Genomic DNA, 16916 nt, shown 5'->3' with positions numbered 1-16916 from the left:
TATATAGTAACACGTTTATGACATAAACCGTTTTTTAGTACGGACTTTTAGGAGGAATTCACATGATTTTCGGAATCGGAATCGACATCGTTGAACTGCACAGAATTGAAAACATGCTCAGCCGGCAGGCGAGGTTTCCCAAAAGAATATTGACGGAGGCTGAATACGCCCGTTTTACATTGCTGTCGGACAAAAGGAAAATTGAATTTCTCGCGGGAAGATTTGCGGCAAAAGAAGCCTTTTCGAAAGCATACGGCACAGGTATCGGCAAAGAGCTCAGCTTTCAGGATATTGAAACCGGAAACGACACGGCGGGAAAGCCTGTGCTGGTCTGCGCCAAGCTTGACGGCGCGGCGGTTCACGTCTCCATTACCCATACAAAAGAATACGCCGCGGCACAGGTCGTGATTGAAAGGTTGTCACGCTAGTCTGCATATTAGCCGAAACCCCTTCATATATTTGATAGTGCATTAAGGGAGACAAGTTGTTTGAGGCTTTTATGGTACGCGTCCGTCCGTTCAGGGCGTACCGTTAAAGTCAAACAAGCGATTTCTTCCCTTTACATCAATTGAGAAGAAGGGGTTGAAAAAAGGTGAGAAAAAGCTTTGTTTTGCTTTTAACGGGACTGCTTGCCGTCCTTATTCTTTCGGCCTGCGGCCAAAAATCACAGGAAGATATCGTGAACGGTTTAGATAAGAAGGCGAAAGAATACACCTCGTACAAAGCGAAAGCCAAAATGACCATCGAAACGGGGAGTGATCCGCAAGTATACAATGTGGAAATCTGGCATAAAAAACCTTCCCTGTACCGGGTCTATTTGGAAAATCCGAAAAAAGACCAAAACCAAGTCATTTTACGGAACGCCAACGGAGTCTTTGTCCTCACGCCGTCTTTAAATAAGAGCTTCAGATTCCAAAGCGACTGGCCGAATAACAGCAGCCAAGTATATTTGTTTGAGTCACTTGTAAAGGACGTGCAGCATGACAAAGACGCCGTCTATTCCGCCAAAGATAAAAAGTACACGTTTGAAACAAAAACAAACTATCAGCACAACAAAATGCTGCCGACTCAGGAAATCACTTTCAACAAAAAGGACATGAGCCCGTCGCTCGTTAAAGTTATGGATACAGACCGGAAAGTGATGGTAAAAGTCGAATTCAAAAGCTTTGAATTCAACAAACCGTTTGATAAAGACTCTTTTGACGAGAAGAAAAATATGACGCTTTCCCAGATGGACGTCGCCACAAGCGCCAAGCCGTCTGATTCATTTGCGGTCAAAACACCGCTTCAAGTGCCGGCCGGCGTCAAAAAGCTTGAAGAGAAAGATATTTCAACGGCGGACGGCAAACGGATCGTCATGACTTACGGCGGAGAAAAATCATTCACCCTTATTCAAGAAAAAGCCCATATCGCAAAAGCCGCCTCTGCCGTCACGCTGAAAGGCGAACCGGTTAATCTCGGCTTCACGGTGGCCGCATTATCTGATACGTCTTTAACGTGGACATATGACGGAGTGGATTATCTTCTGTCATCACAGGATCTGACAAAAGATGAAATGGTGGCCGCCGCCAAAAGCATGCAGGGACAGTCGTCAAAATAACGTCAAAAAAGAGGCCGCCGCTGTCGGTCTCTTTTTTGATTCCATTTCACTTTACAGAATAATTTTAGTATGATAATAACAATATGAATTGAAAATAATGCTAGGAAGTGTATCGAATGAACACAGCATCCTTTTACAGAGAAACGTGGGCGGAAATCAACCTGTCCGCGATTAAAGAAAATGTCACGCATATGAAAAAACACATCGGGCAAAACGTCCATCTCATGGCGGTTGTAAAGGCGAACGCTTACGGTCACGGAGATTTGGAAGTTGGGAAAGCCGCGCTTGAAGCGGGTGCCTCTTGTCTTGCCGTAGCCATACTGGATGAAGCGATTTCATTGAGAAAACGGGGCATTACAGCGCCGATTCTCGTGCTTGGCGCCGTGCCGCCCGAATATGTACAAGCAGCTGCCGAGTATGACGTAACACTCACGGGATATTCTGTTGAATGGCTTCAGGAAGCTGCGCGCCACCTCGGAAGTGCAACAGTGCCGTTTCATCTGAAAGTCGACACCGGCATGAACAGACTCGGAGTCAAAACGGAGGAAGAAATCCAAAGCGTGTTAAAAATCCTCGATCAAAATCCCGGTTTAGTCTGTAAAGGCGTATTCACCCATTTTGCTACCGCGGATGAGAAAAACAGAGATTATTTCCTCTTTCAGTTTGACCGCTTTAAAAAATTGATCGCTCCGCTTCCTTTAAAAGAATTGATGGTGCACTGCGCGAACAGCGCTGCCGGACTTCGTCTTAAAAAAGGCTTTTTTAACGCGGTTCGTTTCGGCATCAGTATGTACGGGCTTCGTCCTTCTGCTGACATCCAAAGCGAAATTCCGTTTCAATTAAAACCGGCTTTTGCGCTGCACTCTGTTTTATCCCATGTGAAAAAGATCCGCAAAGGGGAAAGCGTCAGCTACGGCGCAACATATACGGCAGAGAAGGATCAATGGATCGGAACGGTTCCCATCGGCTATGCAGACGGGTGGCTCCGCAAGCTGAGCGGCACGTCTGTGCTGATCGGCGGCAAACGGATGAACATCGCGGGAAGAATCTGCATGGATCAATTGATGGTCGAATTAGATCAATCTTATCCGCCGGGCACCAAAGTCACCCTGATCGGCAGCCAGAAGGGAGAAACGATCACGATGGATGAAATCGCAGGGCGGCTTGGGACGATTAATTACGAGGTCCCTTGTACCATTAGTTCCCGCGTTCCCCGTATGTTTTTGGAAAATGAGAGTATAATGGAAGTAAGAAATCCTTTACTGCAAGATAATACAAGCAAGTAGCCGTCATCCGGAAAAAGAGAATTTATAAAACAGCTTTGCTTGACGTTTGAATAATGGTATCATTATGTCTGGATGGATGAATTGGTCGTATCCGTAAGTTTGGTGGAGGTGTATGTTTTTTGTCTGAATCCAGCGCAAGAACCGAAATGAAAATCAGCTTGCCCGAAAACTTAGTAGCTGAATTGGATGGTGTAGCGATGCGGGAGAAACGAAGCAGAAACGAACTGATATCACAAGCAGTGAGAGCGTATGTCAGCGAACGGACAACTCGCCATAACCGTGATTTGATGAGACGCGGGTATATGGAAATGGCGAAAATCAACTTGAATATCTCTTCTGAGGCTCACTATGCTGAGTGCGAAGCAGAAACGACCGTTGAGCGCTTAGTCAGCGGAGGATAATCATTTTGATTGTAAAGCGCGGCGATGTTTATTTTGCTGATTTATCTCCTGTTGTTGGCTCAGAGCAAGGCGGCGTACGCCCGGTTTTAGTGATCCAAAATGATATCGGAAATCGCTTTAGCCCGACTGCTATTGTTGCAGCCATAACAGCCCAAATACAGAAAGCGAAATTACCAACCCACGTCGAAATTGATGCAAAACGCTACGGTTTTGAAAGAGATTCCGTTATTTTGCTGGAGCAAATTCGGACGATTGACAAGCAAAGATTAACGGATAAAATAACTCATCTGGATGATGAAATGATGGATAAGGTTGATGAAGCCCTGCAAATCAGTTTGGCACTCATTGATTTTTAGTCATATTTTGGTTGCTCATATAGAGCAACTTTTTTTGTTTTCGAAAAACATAAGCGCTATAATAAAGAGATAATCAAACAAAATTTGTTGTTTTGTGTCGGGAGGTCAGTGAAACCCATGTCGAATCAGAAAGTGTATCAGTTCATCATTGATCAGCATGATGAACTGCTTGATACTTGGACAGCCAAACTAAAAGAAGTAGGCAATCAGGAAGACTATCAGCTTACGAATCACATATGTGAAAATATTTGTAAAGACTATATAGACATTCTTTTATTATCGACTAAAAATGACGAGGCTACGGAAGAGCAGATCAGTGAGCTCGCACTGCGCGCCGTTCAGCTCGGTCTGTCACTGAAACTTCTTTCAGCCACCCTGTCAGAGTTTTGGAAACTGCTTTACGAAACGATGGTCGACCTTAATATGGCCGATCAGGACAGAGCAGATTTGATTTTGGAAATAGACAGCTTTTTCAATCCGATCAACACGGAAATTTTAAATCAGTATTCTATCTCCTGGGAAAAAACGGTTACTTTGCAAAAAATCGCGCTTCAGGAATTGTCGGCTCCGCTGATCCCGGTATTTGAGCATGTAACGGTCATGCCGCTTGTCGGGACGATTGATACGGAGCGTGCAAAGCACATTATGGAAAATCTGTTAAACGGCGTCGTGAAGCACCGTTCACAGGTTGTATTAATTGATATCACGGGCGTGCCGGTCGTTGATACGATGGTGGCGCACCATATTATCCAGGCGTCAGAAGCGGTGCGGCTTGTCGGCGCGAAATGCCTGCTCGTCGGAATCCGTCCGGAGATTGCGCAGACGATCGTTAATCTGGGAATTGATTTGTCGCAGGTTATTACGAAGAATACCCTTCAAAAAGGAATTCAAACAGCGCTTGAAATGACAAATCGAAAAATCGTTTCATTGGGGGAATAACATTGTGAGACATCCAAAAATCCCGATCCTGAAACTGTATAACTGCTTATTGGTATCCATCCAATGGGAACTTGACGACCAGACAGCTTTGCATTTTCAAGAAGATCTGCTGAACAAAATCTATGAAACCGGCGCAAACGGGGTCGTCATTGACCTGACATCCGTTGACATGATCGATTCATTTATCGCGAAAGTGCTCGGCGATGTCATCACCATGTCTAAATTGATGGGCGCAAATGTCGTATTGACGGGAATTCAGCCGGCTGTGGCGGTCACATTGATTGAACTCGGAATCTCACTTGAGGAAATTGAAACGGCGCTCGATTTAGAGCAAGGGCTTGAGACATTGAAGCGGGAATTGGGGGAATAGCGATGAACGACCAATCCTGTGTGAAAATCATGACAGAATGGGATATCGTAGCCGCCAGACAGCTTGGCCGCAACGTTGCGAAGGAATTAGGCTTCGGCACGGTGGACCAGGCCAGAATCACGACGGCTATCTCAGAATTGGCCAGAAACATTTACTTATATGCAGGCAAGGGCCGGGTCAGCATAGAACAAGTAAACGACAGAGGGAAAAAAGGCCTTAAAATTATAGCAGAAGACAAAGGACCCGGAATCCCCGACATCCGTAAAGTGATGGAAGACGGCTTTTCAACGTCAGGCGGACTGGGAGCGGGACTTCCGGGCGTCAAAAGGCTGATGGACGAATTCAGCCTGCAATCTGTTGCAGAGGAAGGAACAGAGATTCAAGCCGTGAAATGGCTTCGGTAGGAGGTTAGAACGTGGATTTCAGGGAGGTTATAGAGCAGCGGTATCATCAGCTGCTTAGCCGATATATAGCCGAATTAACAGAAACATCTTTATATCAAGCCCAAAAATTCAGCCGAAAAACGATTGAACATCAGGTTCCTCCGGAGGAGATCATCAGCATCCACCGAAAAGTAGTAAAGGAACTGTATCCGGATCTGCCGGAAGATGTTTTTCATTCGCTGGATTTTTTAATAGAAGTCATGATTGGCTACGGGATGGCTTATCAGGAACATCAAAGTCTGAGAGATATCCAGCAGGAGCTTCGTTCAGAAATTGAAATTGCCGCAAATGTTCAGCAGACGCTGCTTGGCACAAAAATTCCTGAAGAAGAAGATCTGGATATCGGGGCAATCAGCGTCCCCGCCAAACAGATGAGCGGGGATTATTATCACTTTGTCAAAGACAAGGAATCGATTAACATCGCGATAGCCGATGTCATCGGAAAAGGAATACCCGCCGCATTGTGCATGTCGATGATCAAGTATGCCATGGACTCTCTTCCGGAGACCGGCATTCACCCCTCCCAAGTGCTGAAAAATCTTAACCGCGTTGTAGAACAGAACGTGGACTCAAGCATGTTTATCACCATGTTTTACGCAAACTACAATACGAAAAATCACCAATTTACATATGCTTCTGCGGGGCATGAACCGGGCTTCTACTACTCTGAAAAAGAAAAAAAGTTTTATGATCTGGAGGCAAAAGGATTGGTGCTGGGAATTTCTCAGGATTTTGATTACAGCCAATATGAACAGCACATGGACGAAGGAGATATGATCGTTCTTTTTTCTGACGGCGTCACCGAATGCCGTACCGAAAACGGTTTCTTAGAACGCAGCGACATTCAGCGCATGCTGGAAGAACATATGGACTGCTCCGCGCAGGATATGGTCAAAAATATTTACGACAGCCTGCTGAGACTCCAGGACTTTCAGCTTCATGACGATTTTACGTTAATTGTTTTGAAAAGAAAGGTTTAAAAAAACAGCAGCACGGGTAAAAAGCCATTAGCACGAGTAAGGATAACTTTCAGAGGTGATACGATGAATTTAACGGTAGATATGAAGGAGAATCTTTCAGATATACAAATCAATATCGCTGGAGAAATCGATGTATACTCAGCTCCGGTGGTTCGTGAAAAGCTGATGCCCCTGGCAAACGAGGGGAAGGACATGAGAATCTGCTTAAAAGATGTAAACTATATGGACAGTACGGGTTTAGGCGTTTTTGTAGGCGTGTTTAAAACGGTGAGCAAGGAAGGCGGCTCTCTGAAGCTTGAGAATCTTTCCGACCGGCTCGTCCGTCTGTTTGAAATTACGGGGCTTAAGGACATCATCGACATTTCGGCAAAGTCAGAAGGTGGCGTGCAATGAGTACATCAGTTGATTATATAGAGATGAAAATTCCGGCCGAACCGGAATATGTAGGAATCGTCAGGCTTACGTTATCAGGGGTCGCAAGCAGAATGGGCTATACCTATGATGACATTGAAGATTTAAAAATCGCTGTCAGCGAAGCTTGTACAAACGCTGTCCAGCATGCATACAACGATGAAAATAAGGGAGAAGTATCCGTGCGGTTCGGTGTGTTTGAGGATCGGCTGGAGGTCATTGTCGCCGATCAGGGAGACAGCTTTGATTTTGATCAAAAGCAGCAGGATCTCGGGCCGTACACACCTTCACACACAGTCGATCAATTGTCAGAAGGAGGGCTCGGTCTGTATTTAATGGAAACGCTCATGGATGAAGTCAAAGTTCAAAGCAACTCTGGCGTAACCGTGGCGATGACAAAGTATTTAAATGGGGAGCGAGTTGATCATGGCACAACCATCAAAAACTACGAAACTAACTAAAGATGAAGTTGATCGGCTCATACGCGACTTTCAAACACATGATAATAAAGAAGCCCAGGAAACACTCGTCGAGGTGTATACCAATCTCGTCGAAATGCTGGCAAAGAAATATTCAAAAGGAAAAAGCTTTCACGAAGACCTCCGCCAGGTCGGAATGATCGGACTTCTCGGAGCCATTAAACGGTATGATCCCGAGGTCGGCAAATCCTTTGAAGCATTTGCGATTCCGACCATCATCGGCGAGATCAAACGCTTCCTCAGAGATAAAACATGGAGCGTACACGTTCCGAGACGGATTAAAGAACTCGGGCCGCGCATTAAAATGGCGGTGGATCAGCTGACGACAGAGACGCAGCGGTCGCCGAAAGTCGAAGAAATCGCAGCCTTTCTCGATGTGTCAGAAGAGGAAGTGCTTGAAACGATGGAGATGGGAAAAAGCTATCAGGCGCTGTCTGTCGATCACAGCATCGAAGCGGATGCGGACGGAAGCACCGTCACGATTTTAGATATCGTCGGTTCGCAGGAGGAAGGATACGAACGCGTCAACCAGCAGATGATGATCAAAAGCGTGCTTCATGTGCTGTCCGACCGCGAAAAACAGATTATCGATCTAACATTTGTGCAAAATAAAAGCCAAAAAGAAACAGGGGACATTCTCGGAATATCTCAAATGCACGTCTCGCGCCTGCAGCGGAAAGCGGTGAAAAAACTGAGAGAGGCCTTGATTGGAGATCCCTCCATGGAGCTAATGTAATGATTCAGGTTGAAGAAAATGAACATGTTCAAACTCTTGTATACCAATTAAATAAAGAAGGCAAGTCCATATGCGGCGACAGCTTTTTTATGAAGGCGAATGAAGAAGAATTAGTTTGCGCGGTAGCGGACGGTCTCGGCAGCGGATCTCTTGCCAATGAATCCTCGTCAGCCATTAAAGACATCGTGGAAACGTATGCGGATGAGGATGTGGAAAGCATCATTGAGCGCTGCAATCAAGCGATGAAAAACAAAAGAGGGGCGACTGCCTCCATCTTAAAAATCAATTTCATCAAAAGGGAATTGACATACTGCTCGATCGGCAACGTCCGTTTCTTCCTGCACTCCCCATCAGGCGAAGTCTTTCATCCGCTGCCGATTTCGGGTTACCTCTCAGGCAAACCGCAAAGATACAAAACGTATACGTCATCATACGAAAAAGGGGCGAGGTTCATCATCTACACGGATGGGCTTGAGGTTCCGCATATCCGCACCTGCTTAAAGCAGGGACACTCAATAGAAGATATATCAAAATCACTTCATCCGTACACAACATCCAGACGTGATGATTTGACCTATATTCTAGGGCAGCTTTTATCGTAAGGCTGCTTTTTTTATGTTCCGCCGTTTTTTGATACACTAGAGAAAGAATGAAGAGATGGAGGCTTTTGTGATATGGAAACGTTAGCCCTTTTGAAAAAACAAATTGCTGAAGAAACAGCGTTATCCCAAAAACATGTCGAAAGTGTCATCCGCTTGCTGGAAGACGGCAACACCGTCCCGTTTATTGCGCGGTACCGAAAAGAGCAGACCGGCTCAATGGACGAGGTGCAGATTCAGTCAATCTCCGAGCGGTGGCAATACATACAAAACCTGACGCAGCGGAAAGAAGAAGTCATCAGATTGATCTCAGAGCAGGACAAGCTGACGGAAGGGCTGAAGCAAAAAATCGAACAAGCGGTCAAGCTTCAGGAAGTCGAGGATTTATACCGTCCCTTCAAACAAAAACGGAAAACAAAAGCCACCGTCGCCAAAAGCAAAGGCCTTGAACCGCTTGCGGACTATATTCTTTCTCTCCCGAAAGAAAACCGTCTTCACGACATCGCTGATCAATATATCAGTACAGAAAAAGAAGTCGCTTCAAGAGAGGAAGCCATTGAAGGCGCGAAGCACATCATAGCCGAACAAATCTCGGATGATCCTCATTTCAGAAAGTGGATCCGCCAGGAAACGTATAAAAAAGGAATTCTCACTTCCGCGGCAGGCAAGTCAGCCGCAGATGACGAGAAAAACGTCTATGAAATGTACTACGAGTACGAAGAGCCGATCCAAAAGGTCGTTCCTCACAGAGTGCTTGCGATGAACCGCGGTGAAAAAGAAGGCATTTTAAAGATTGCGATCGAACCGCCCGCCGATCAGATAAAAACTTACTTAGAAAAGCAAATCATCAAACACCGTGAAACGCCTGTGAAAGAAACGCTGAAAGAAGCCATTGAGGACAGTTACAAACGTCTGATCCAGCCGGCTATTGAGCGCGATATCCGCAAAGAGCTGTCAGAAAAAGCAGACGCGCAGGCGATTCATATTTTCGCTGAAAACCTGCGTAAGCTCCTGCTGCAGCCGCCGATGAAGGGGAAAGTTGTGCTCGGCGTCGATCCGGCCTTCCGTACGGGGTGCAAACTGGCAGTTGTTGATGAGACGGGAAAAGTGTTGAAAATCGACGTCATTTACCCGCACGCTCCCGTAAAAAAGACAGCGGAAGCCCGGAAAAAAATCAAAGAATTGCTGGACCGGTACGAAGTCGAGGTTGTGGCGATCGGAAACGGCACGGCATCACGGGAGACAGAGCAATTCGTCGTTGATGTGCTGAAAGAAACAGAGCGGGACATTTATTATGTCATCGTCAATGAGGCCGGAGCAAGCGTGTATTCCGCGTCAGAAATCGCCCGTGAAGAATTTCCGGATTTTCAGGTCGAAGAGCGCAGCGCCGTCTCCATCGCGCGGAGATTGCAGGACCCGCTGGCCGAGCTTGTGAAAATCGAACCTAAATCCGTCGGCGTCGGGCAATACCAGCATGATGTCAGCCAAAAGCATTTAAATGAATCACTCCGTTTTGTCGTAGAGACCGTCGTCAACCAAGTCGGGGTGAATGTCAATACAGCATCAGCCGCGCTGCTTCAATATGTAGCCGGGTTATCCAAAACCGTTGCCGGCAATATCGTTAAAAAAAGGGAAGAGCTCGGCAAATTTACAAATCGCAAAGAGCTGAAAGAAATCCCGCGTCTCGGCGCAAAAACATATGAACAATGCATCGGCTTTTTGAGAGTGCCCGGAGGATCGGAGCCGCTCGACCGCACCGGGATACACCCGGAAAGCTATAAAGAGACAAAGGCGCTGCTCAAAAAACTGCAGCTCACTGCGGATCAGATCGGAAGCGCGGACGCAAAAGAGAAAATCAGCGCATTGCCGCTGTCTGAAACGGCTGAAGAGCTCGGTATAGGGGAAATTACGCTTGCGGATATTTGCGGGCAGCTGACAAGGCCGGAGCGAGATCCTCGTGACGAAGTGCCGAAGCCTTTGCTGAAAAAAGATGTTCTGCAGCTTGAGGATTTAAAGGAAGGAATGGAATTGCAGGGCACCGTCCGCAACGTTGTAGACTTCGGCGCTTTCGTCGATATCGGCGTCAAACAGGACGGGCTTGTGCACATTTCAAAACTGAGCAATCAATACGTCAAACATCCTCTCGACGTCGTATCGGTCGGAGACATCGTCACCGTATGGGTCGAAGGGGTGGACGTGCAAAAAGGCAGAGTGTCGCTGTCTATGGTAAAATAAAAGCACTGCTTACGAGCAGTGTTTTTTTCTGTAGAAATACCAGCACTGATTCAGCAGTTTGATTTGGTAATTATCCTTTTCTAAAAACGCTTTTTGCATTTGTTTCATCAGCCAATTCGGCATGGCTCATTCCTCCTCAGCTTTTAGTTAGAGGTCGGTTTTAACTCATTGTATGCGAACGGTGAATTGTCCCGTTCAATGTTTTTAAAGCGGGGTGCACTTATGGATAACGAACAACTTCAAAAGCTGACGGAAGACATCTCTGCACAAGATTTCGGAAAGCCGTTCCGTCACAGAGCCTTCTTCAATGACCGGCTGAAAACGACAGGCGGCCGGTACATGCTGTCTTCCCATAACATCGAATTAAACCGCAAATATCTGATCGAACACGGGCAGAGCGAGCTGATAGGAATCATCAAACACGAGCTGTGCCATTATCATCTTCATCTTGAGGGAAAAGGGTACAAGCACAGAGACAAAGACTTCAGAGACCTGCTTCAGAAAGTCGGAGCGCCGAGATTCTGCACGCCGCTGCAAACCAAAAAGACACAAAAGAAAACATATATGTATAGATGCGCGGCTTGCGGCCAACAGTATATAAAGAAGCGGGCAATGAACCCGGAAAGATATGCCTGCGGAAAGTGCAGAGGAAAAATCAAAAGAATTTTTTAAAAAGGCTTGACTCATTTTAATGTTCTATGTTAAATTATAAAAGTCGTTGAGAGACAACGACACTTTCTCAAAAAAATAAATGTTGCTTCTTGACACAATATGTCGCATCATTTATAATGAAGAAAGTCTGATTATTCCACAGTAGCTCAGTGGTAGAGCTATCGGCTGTTAACCGATCGGTCGCAGGTTCGAATCCTGCCTGTGGAGCCATATGGAGAAGTACTCAAGTGGCTGAAGAGGCGCCCCTGCTAAGGGTGTAGGTCGCGTAAGCGGCGCGAGGGTTCAAATCCCTCCTTCTCCGCCAGATAAGTTCTCAACCAGACGGCCCGTTGGTCAAGCGGTTAAGACACCGCCCTTTCACGGCGGTAACACGGGTTCGAATCCCGTACGGGTCACCATTTACCTTCGTTGGGCTATAGCCAAGCGGTAAGGCAACGGACTTTGACTCCGTCATGCGTTGGTTCGAATCCAGCTAGCCCAGCCATTTTATTTAAAATTTTTGAATCACTTTTAGAGCGAGCCATTAGCTCAGTTGGTAGAGCATCTGACTTTTAATCAGAGGGTCGAAGGTTCGAGTCCTTCATGGCTCACCACTTGTCACGCGGGTGTGGCGGAATTGGCAGACGCGCTAGACTTAGGATCTAGTGTCTTACGACGTGGGGGTTCGAGTCCCTTCACCCGCACTTTCTTTTCAAAGTGCTGATCATCATCACTAGCTTATATGCTTAGTGGAAAGACAGCTTCATAGCACGCGGTCGTGGCGGAATGGCAGACGCGCTAGGTTGAGGGCCTAGTGGGTGAATAACCCGTGGAGGTTCAAGTCCTCTCGGCCGCATTAATGATACCAAGGGTTTAACCACCTTTGGTATTTTTTTGTGCTTATTTTTAAATGATCTACTGCCCACAAACTGCCCACTTACCTAAAGTAAGTCATCTGCAGTAGACATCGCATAAATATTTTCATCATTTATAGGTAGTTATTAATGCCTCAAACTCCAATTTGCAAAAGCAGAGAAAGTATTGCTAAGCATGGAGGAAAACAAAGATGCCTTGTTATATGATCAGCTATTAGAATTTAGACACGAGATAATAGGGCAGGGGCATAAAGGTACTGAAAAGGCTTAATCTTTTTTAAAAGGTTAAGCCTTTTTTTGGCTATAAATGTAATCGGTGTCCAATTAGTTGCCCTGAATTCATGAAAAAGGATAAAATAGGTGTAAATAAGTTGTTATTTTAAAATTAGAACCAATTCTTTATCACAAAGCAATAATAACTAATCGGCGAAGAAAGGATAACAGTCAAATGAAAACATTAGTTATCGTTATACACCCTAAGTTGGAAACGTCTGTTGTCAACAAAACCTGGATGAATCGTTTAAAGCAAGAGAATGACATTACGGTTCATGACCTGTACGGTGAATACCCTAATTTTATCATTGATGTAGAAAAAGAGCAGCAGCTCCTGTTAGATCATGAGCGTATCGTTTTTCAGTTCCCAATGTATTGGTATAGCAGTCCCGCGTTACTCAAACAATGGGAAGATGATGTGTTAACACATGGCTGGGCTTATGGAACTGGAGGTACTAAATTGCATGGAAAAGAACTACTTTTAGCTATCTCCTTAGGCGCACAGGAATCTGATTATCAAGCAGGCGGAGAATATAATATCACGATCAGCGAGCTTATCAGACCGTTTCAAGTCACTGCTAACTATATAGGAATGCGTTTTCTTCCTGCCTTTACACAATATGGGACACTTCATCTTTCAAAAGAAGATGTTAAGAACAGTGCGGAGAAATTGGTTGACTATCTTAAAGCTGAGCATTGATCCGGTATACGCGAGGAAAGCTGAAATAAATGATGTGAAACTAATTACAGCAAGGCGATGAGTACATATTTCTTGATGAAATGTAGATTTCCTTGGTCTCTAATAGGTGCCCAGTTTGTGCTCAGAATTCATGAAAAATGATGAAAATAAGTATAAATAAAATAAACAGATGCTTTGAATAAAAGCTTTTGTAACTCATGATAGGCTTTTACTAGGTTGAGGGACCAGCGGGTGAATGACCCGTGAAGGTTCAAGTCCTCTCGGCCGCATCAATGTTACCAAGGGTAATAGAGAGATCCTTGGTATTTTCTTGTGCTTATTTTTAAATGATCTACTGCCCACAAACTGCCCACTTACCTAAAGTAAGTCATCTGCAGTAGACATCGCACAAATATTTTCATCTTTATAGGTAGTTACTAATGCCTCAAACTCCAATTTGCCAAAGCAGAGAAAGTGCTGCTAAGCAAGGAAGAATACCAAGACTTCGAGGAAAATGTTTGCTGATGTTGAAAATTTTTCGATTGAAGTCGCTGATTATTTTCATGAACGAGGAAGCTTAATGCTCTCTACGAAAAATAAAAAAGGGGAGATTATTGATGAAAATCAGCCGGTGTCTATTGGCTGCAGTGATTTTAGGTAGTGTATTTTCAATAACTTATTTGCAAAGTGATCAAAATACTCAAACTATCTGGACAATACTTTGCTTGGTTCTTATTTGTCGATAGTCGCCGTAACGAAAGCACTAAACAACACCTTAAAGAGATTCTTTTGATATGACGGACACATATGACAGTTTGTGATTGTCAAAATTCAATGTTTAATCCTTGTTCAACTTACCCAGTTCAGTTAAAAGTTTGTTAAAATTGTGATAAATGTATGAAAGGATTAAATGTTCATATCGAAACATTTGGATTACAGGGAAGGGGAAACAAATACATGTCGATTTACCAAAAATAAAACCATTACCTAAGAAATGTTTCTTTATTTCCAGCTGGATTTAAAAAATAATTTTGTTAGGTGTCATGCAATAAATTCAATTGTCGGTGATTGGCCTGATTATATGCATCCATTATTTCATACCCGGTGCTACTTATTTCTGTTGTAGTCTGTATACTGATTAATAGGTAAAGAAAGTCGAAAAGGTATACGACATTCTTCATACAAATTAAAGTTTTGAATGAAAGAGCAGGATTACTCCTGCTCTTTTTCTTTCTAATTGGGCTAGGTTAAACGCAGACGGTTATTCCTTGGGAAAAACAAAAAAATTTCTTCTATCCATTGACTAGCTTGGCTTTAGCCGGGTTTCTATCACCCTGTTGGGCTTGTCAGATTTTAAAAAGGTATGCTACGTTTATAGTGTTTTGTTTCACCTGATTGCGGGGTAATAAAGATAGAATCAGTAAATAATTCTTAGGAACGACCTCAATCTTATAATAAACATATTGGAAGACGTAATGGAAGAACTAAAATATAGGTTTAGGATCCTTTGAAGAAATAAAAGTTTTTTTTCGATTGTGATAATATTCACAATAGAGCTGTATGAAGGGGAATCATTTCTCCAAATAGTCTGCAGAAAATACCAACCACAGCCCACGGATATATCACTAACCGCTTTGGCTGGTATTATCTGTTGGATGTTTCTCTTTTTGTTGCTTTTTGTATTATTTTTAGTCCAATCGGCAAAAATAAGTTAAGGAAACCAGCGAAAAAACTGAATTTCATCCTTCTTTCCTGGTTTACAATGTTATTTGGCGCTGGTATGGATATTCGTCTAGTCTTTTAAGGTACAGTTGAACCAATCATCCACTATGCCGTTAGCTCTCCATCAGGTGAAACAGAAACCCCCAGACTTTAGAGAAGCATTACGCTATACATTCTGGGACTGCATGCTTGGACCGTTTATACGCTTGTATAATGTGGATTTGATAATTAAGGAGTCGATATTATTAAATGAAGTTTAACAAGAAAAAAATTAACGTTGTAGACATTCAAAAAGCGAAGAAAAGCGTGTTTGCTACAGGGATAGGAAACGCGATGGAATGGTTTGATTTTGCTTTATATTCTTATTTGGCAGTTATTATTAGTAAAAACTTTTTCAGTCCAGTTCAAAACGATGAATTAAAGTTAATATTTACTTTTGCTACATTTGCAATTGCCTTTTTACTTAGACCGGTAGGCGGAATTATTTTTGGTAAAATGGGTGATAAATTTGGTCGGAAAATAGTATTAACAATTACTATTTTAATGATGGCTTTATCTACTTTAATAATTGGTGTACTTCCTACCTATGATCAGATTGGCGTATGGGCCCCTATATTATTACTCTTAGCTCGTATTTTACAGGGCTTTTCTGTGGGTGGAGAGTACGCTGGTGCAATGGTATATATCGCAGAATCTTCTCCAGATAATAAGCGTATAAGGTTAGGCAGCGGTTTAGAAATCGGCACATTATCTGGTTATATAGTAGCTTCTGTTTTAGTTACAGTACTTTTCTGGACTTTATCTGATGTTCAAATGAATAGTTGGGGATGGAGAATTCCTTTCTTCTTAAGTATTCCAATAGGATTATTTGGTTTATATTTGAGAAGTCATTTAGATGAATCACCAATCTTTGAAAATGACATCTCTGAAAACCAAGAACAACAACCAGGTTTATTAGAAGTCATTAAAACATATAAAAAAGATATCTTTTTATGTATCGTATTTGTGGCATTTTTCAATATAACCAATTACCTATTGTTAGGTTATATGCCTTCTTATTTAGATGAGAACCTTGGTATAAGTGATAATATAAGTACACCGATTACAGCAATTGTATTGATTATTATGGTACCGTTCGCTTTAACTTTTGGTAAATTGGGAGATAAATTAGGAAATAAAAAAGTTATAACAATTGGATTAGTATTAGGAATTGTATTTTCGATTATCTCTTTCCAATTTCTTAATATGGGGAGTCTAATATTCTTATTTATAGGACTTTTAATGTTAGGTATTGTATTATCTGTATACGAAGGTACTATGCCAGGATCTTTACCTACGTTGTTCCATACTGACATTAGATATCGTACATTATCCTGGACATTCAACTTATCAGTTTCTATTTTTGGCGGAACAACACCTTTAGTTGCTTCTTGGTTAACCCATGTGACAAGAAACAATTTGGCGCCGGGTTTCTATTTATTAGCAGTTAGTTTAATTGGCTTAATAGTTGTGTTAACCTTATTTAAAGATACTTCAGGTAAATCTTTAAAAGGTTCTTACCCAACAGTTGCTTCTAAAGCTGAGTTTCAAGAGGCTGTTGAAAATCCAAAAGATTCACTGTGGTGGAAAATGGAACAAACAGAAAAGGAATGAAAAAAACATCCATTTAATTGACCGGCTACTCGAAATACAGACTCAGAATAAGCTGGGATTATCCGAGCAGCAATGACTGCAGCTCTTTTATATTCTGGAGGGCTTACTGCTTTGCAAAAGCAGCGTTGCTATTCTCGATCGTCATTATTTTATTGGTTGTGTCCTAATAATAAAACATTGACGCAAGAACGAAGAGAAATTAAAAGGTCCGAGCAATACAGCAAAATA

At 43.3% G+C, this 16916-nt stretch carries 19 protein-coding genes, 7 tRNA genes and 4 pseudogenes; 29 read left to right on the top strand and 1 reads right to left on the bottom strand.

Annotation, left to right across the window (positions count from 1 at the left end; translation table 11 throughout):
* Positions 1–62 precede the first annotated feature (62 nt).
* The 14 genes from acpS (at position 63) to K3G25_RS18110 (ending at position 10835) form a co-directional block, all read left to right on the top strand.
* Positions 63–428, top strand: coding sequence for a holo-ACP synthase (gene acpS, locus K3G25_RS18175; RefSeq protein WP_061861876.1), 366 nt, complete (start codon positions 63–65; stop codon positions 426–428).
* Positions 429–592: 164 nt separating this feature from the next.
* A complete protein-coding gene (locus K3G25_RS18170; RefSeq protein WP_007410230.1) occupies positions 593–1600 on the top strand; it encodes a LolA family protein in 1008 nt (335 codons plus the stop codon).
* 116 nt (positions 1601–1716) lie between these two features.
* Positions 1717–2886, top strand: a complete 1170-nt coding sequence (gene alr / locus K3G25_RS18165) for an alanine racemase (RefSeq protein WP_021495079.1) — start codon at positions 1717–1719, stop codon at positions 2884–2886.
* A gap of 119 nt (positions 2887–3005) precedes the next feature.
* On the top strand, positions 3006–3287 hold the full coding sequence (gene endB / locus K3G25_RS18160; RefSeq protein ID WP_003156188.1) for a type II toxin-antitoxin system antitoxin EndoAI: 282 nt from the start codon (positions 3006–3008) through the stop codon (positions 3285–3287).
* A gap of 5 nt (positions 3288–3292) precedes the next feature.
* Complete coding sequence (gene ndoA, locus K3G25_RS18155) at positions 3293–3643, top strand: type II toxin-antitoxin system endoribonuclease NdoA (protein ID WP_003156187.1); 351 nt, start codon at positions 3293–3295, stop codon at positions 3641–3643.
* Between the two features lie 117 nt (positions 3644–3760).
* Positions 3761–4582, top strand: coding sequence for an STAS domain-containing protein (locus tag K3G25_RS18150; RefSeq protein WP_003156182.1), 822 nt, complete (start codon positions 3761–3763; stop codon positions 4580–4582).
* 4 nt (positions 4583–4586) lie between these two features.
* Positions 4587–4952 carry an RsbT antagonist protein RsbS gene (gene rsbS / locus K3G25_RS18145; protein ID WP_007609584.1) on the top strand — a complete coding sequence of 122 codons (366 nt, stop codon included), beginning with the start codon at positions 4587–4589 and terminating at the stop codon, positions 4950–4952.
* Positions 4953–4954: 2 nt separating this feature from the next.
* Positions 4955–5356: an anti-sigma regulatory factor gene (locus K3G25_RS18140; RefSeq protein ID WP_232489453.1), complete on the top strand. Its 402-nt coding sequence runs from the start codon at positions 4955–4957 to the stop codon at positions 5354–5356.
* An 11-nt stretch (positions 5357–5367) separates the two neighbouring features.
* The gene (locus tag K3G25_RS18135; protein WP_007609589.1) at positions 5368–6375 is read left to right on the top strand and encodes a PP2C family protein-serine/threonine phosphatase; all 1008 of its coding nucleotides are present in this window, start codon (positions 5368–5370) and stop codon (positions 6373–6375) included.
* 63 nt (positions 6376–6438) lie between these two features.
* The gene (gene rsbV / locus K3G25_RS18130) at positions 6439–6768 is read left to right on the top strand and encodes an anti-sigma factor antagonist RsbV (protein WP_003156176.1); all 330 of its coding nucleotides are present in this window, start codon (positions 6439–6441) and stop codon (positions 6766–6768) included.
* Positions 6765–7247 (top strand): anti-sigma B factor RsbW, encoded by a 483-nt coding sequence (gene rsbW / locus K3G25_RS18125; RefSeq protein ID WP_007609591.1) that lies wholly within the window; start codon positions 6765–6767, stop codon positions 7245–7247. The genes rsbV and rsbW overlap by 4 nt, the downstream gene beginning before the upstream one ends.
* Positions 7213–8001 carry an RNA polymerase sigma factor SigB gene (sigB, locus tag K3G25_RS18120; protein WP_003156171.1) on the top strand — a complete coding sequence of 263 codons (789 nt, stop codon included), beginning with the start codon at positions 7213–7215 and terminating at the stop codon, positions 7999–8001. Before rsbW ends, sigB begins: the two co-directional genes overlap by 35 nt.
* The gene (locus K3G25_RS18115) at positions 8001–8603 is read left to right on the top strand and encodes a phosphoserine phosphatase RsbX (RefSeq protein ID WP_007410234.1); all 603 of its coding nucleotides are present in this window, start codon (positions 8001–8003) and stop codon (positions 8601–8603) included. The genes sigB and K3G25_RS18115 overlap by 1 nt, the downstream gene beginning before the upstream one ends.
* Positions 8604–8675: 72 nt before the next feature.
* Entirely contained in the window at positions 8676–10835 is a 2160-nt protein-coding gene (locus K3G25_RS18110) for a Tex family protein (RefSeq protein WP_109566718.1), read from the top strand.
* Between the two features lie 9 nt (positions 10836–10844).
* Here K3G25_RS18110 and cmpA read toward each other — a convergent pair whose 3' ends face one another.
* On the bottom strand, positions 10845–10958 hold the full coding sequence (gene cmpA, locus K3G25_RS18105; protein ID WP_003156164.1) for a cortex morphogenetic protein CmpA: 114 nt from the start codon (positions 10956–10958) through the stop codon (positions 10845–10847).
* A 99-nt stretch (positions 10959–11057) separates the two neighbouring features.
* Between cmpA and K3G25_RS18100 the strand changes: the two genes are divergently transcribed.
* The 15 genes and pseudogenes from K3G25_RS18100 to K3G25_RS18035 all read left to right on the top strand — a co-directional run bounded on the left by K3G25_RS18100 (position 11058) and on the right by K3G25_RS18035 (position 16688).
* Positions 11058–11507 carry a SprT family protein gene (locus K3G25_RS18100; RefSeq protein ID WP_053285489.1) on the top strand — a complete coding sequence of 150 codons (450 nt, stop codon included), beginning with the start codon at positions 11058–11060 and terminating at the stop codon, positions 11505–11507.
* A 135-nt stretch (positions 11508–11642) separates the two neighbouring features.
* Positions 11643–11717, top strand: a tRNA-Asn gene (locus tag K3G25_RS18095).
* 3 nt (positions 11718–11720) lie between these two features.
* A tRNA-Ser gene (locus tag K3G25_RS18090) sits at positions 11721–11811 on the top strand.
* A gap of 19 nt (positions 11812–11830) precedes the next feature.
* Positions 11831–11905 (top strand) — tRNA-Glu (locus tag K3G25_RS18085).
* A gap of 11 nt (positions 11906–11916) precedes the next feature.
* Positions 11917–11991 (top strand) — tRNA-Gln (locus tag K3G25_RS18080).
* Between the two features lie 33 nt (positions 11992–12024).
* Positions 12025–12100 (top strand) — tRNA-Lys (locus K3G25_RS18075).
* An 8-nt stretch (positions 12101–12108) separates the two neighbouring features.
* Positions 12109–12190, top strand: a tRNA-Leu gene (locus K3G25_RS18070).
* A 68-nt stretch (positions 12191–12258) separates the two neighbouring features.
* Positions 12259–12342 (top strand) — tRNA-Leu (locus K3G25_RS18065).
* 170 nt (positions 12343–12512) lie between these two features.
* A pseudogene (locus tag K3G25_RS18060) lies at positions 12513–12599 on the top strand (hypothetical protein); the annotation flags it as partial.
* Positions 12600–12809: 210 nt separating this feature from the next.
* Complete coding sequence (locus K3G25_RS18055; protein WP_095061570.1) at positions 12810–13334, top strand: NAD(P)H-dependent oxidoreductase; 525 nt, start codon at positions 12810–12812, stop codon at positions 13332–13334.
* 484 nt (positions 13335–13818) lie between these two features.
* Positions 13819–13974, top strand: a pseudogene (locus K3G25_RS18050) (tetratricopeptide repeat protein); the annotation flags it as partial.
* Positions 13931–14059 (top strand): hypothetical protein, encoded by a 129-nt coding sequence (locus K3G25_RS18045; protein WP_223204396.1) that lies wholly within the window; start codon positions 13931–13933, stop codon positions 14057–14059. The pseudogene K3G25_RS18050 and the gene K3G25_RS18045, both read left to right, overlap by 44 nt.
* A pseudogene (locus K3G25_RS20915) lies at positions 14016–14134 on the top strand (IS1595 family transposase); the annotation flags it as partial. The gene K3G25_RS18045 and the pseudogene K3G25_RS20915, both read left to right, overlap by 44 nt.
* A 746-nt stretch (positions 14135–14880) precedes the next feature.
* Positions 14881–15246 (top strand): annotated as a pseudogene (locus K3G25_RS20810) (BCCT family transporter); the annotation flags it as partial.
* A 38-nt stretch (positions 15247–15284) separates the two neighbouring features.
* Positions 15285–16688 (top strand): MFS transporter, encoded by a 1404-nt coding sequence (locus tag K3G25_RS18035; protein WP_110124531.1) that lies wholly within the window; start codon positions 15285–15287, stop codon positions 16686–16688.
* Positions 16689–16916 lie beyond the last annotated feature (228 nt).

It is taken from the genome of Bacillus sp. FCW2, from assembly GCF_021228595.1.
Classification (GTDB): Bacteria; Bacillota; Bacilli; order Bacillales; family Bacillaceae; genus Bacillus; species Bacillus velezensis.
The sequence above is the reverse complement of the archived record's forward strand: the minus strand, read 5'-3'. Positions and strand labels throughout refer to the sequence as shown.

Bases quoted from the DNA above. Each gene is read 5' to 3' on its own strand.
- acpS (WP_061861876.1), top strand. From the start codon at position 63: ATGATTTTCGGAATCGGAATCGACATCGTTGAACTGCACAGAATTGAA.
- alr (WP_021495079.1), top strand. From the start codon at position 1,717: ATGAACACAGCATCCTTTTACAGAGAAACGTGGGCGGAAATCAACCTG.
- K3G25_RS18150 (WP_003156182.1), top strand. From the start codon at position 3,761: ATGTCGAATCAGAAAGTGTATCAGTTCATCATTGATCAGCATGATGAA.
- K3G25_RS18140 (WP_232489453.1), top strand. From the start codon at position 4,955: ATGAACGACCAATCCTGTGTGAAAATCATGACAGAATGGGATATCGTA.
- rsbV (WP_003156176.1), top strand. From the start codon at position 6,439: ATGAATTTAACGGTAGATATGAAGGAGAATCTTTCAGATATACAAATC.
- rsbW (WP_007609591.1), top strand. From the start codon at position 6,765: ATGAGTACATCAGTTGATTATATAGAGATGAAAATTCCGGCCGAACCG.
- sigB (WP_003156171.1), top strand. From the start codon at position 7,213: ATGGCACAACCATCAAAAACTACGAAACTAACTAAAGATGAAGTTGAT.
- K3G25_RS18115 (WP_007410234.1), top strand. From the start codon at position 8,001: ATGATTCAGGTTGAAGAAAATGAACATGTTCAAACTCTTGTATACCAA.
- K3G25_RS18110 (WP_109566718.1), top strand. From the start codon at position 8,676: ATGGAAACGTTAGCCCTTTTGAAAAAACAAATTGCTGAAGAAACAGCG.
- cmpA (WP_003156164.1), bottom strand. From the start codon at position 10,958: ATGCCGAATTGGCTGATGAAACAAATGCAAAAAGCGTTTTTAGAAAAG.
- K3G25_RS18100 (WP_053285489.1), top strand. From the start codon at position 11,058: ATGGATAACGAACAACTTCAAAAGCTGACGGAAGACATCTCTGCACAA.
- K3G25_RS18055 (WP_095061570.1), top strand. From the start codon at position 12,810: ATGAAAACATTAGTTATCGTTATACACCCTAAGTTGGAAACGTCTGTT.
- K3G25_RS18045 (WP_223204396.1), top strand. From the start codon at position 13,931: ATGAAAATCAGCCGGTGTCTATTGGCTGCAGTGATTTTAGGTAGTGTA.
- K3G25_RS18035 (WP_110124531.1), top strand. From the start codon at position 15,285: ATGAAGTTTAACAAGAAAAAAATTAACGTTGTAGACATTCAAAAAGCG.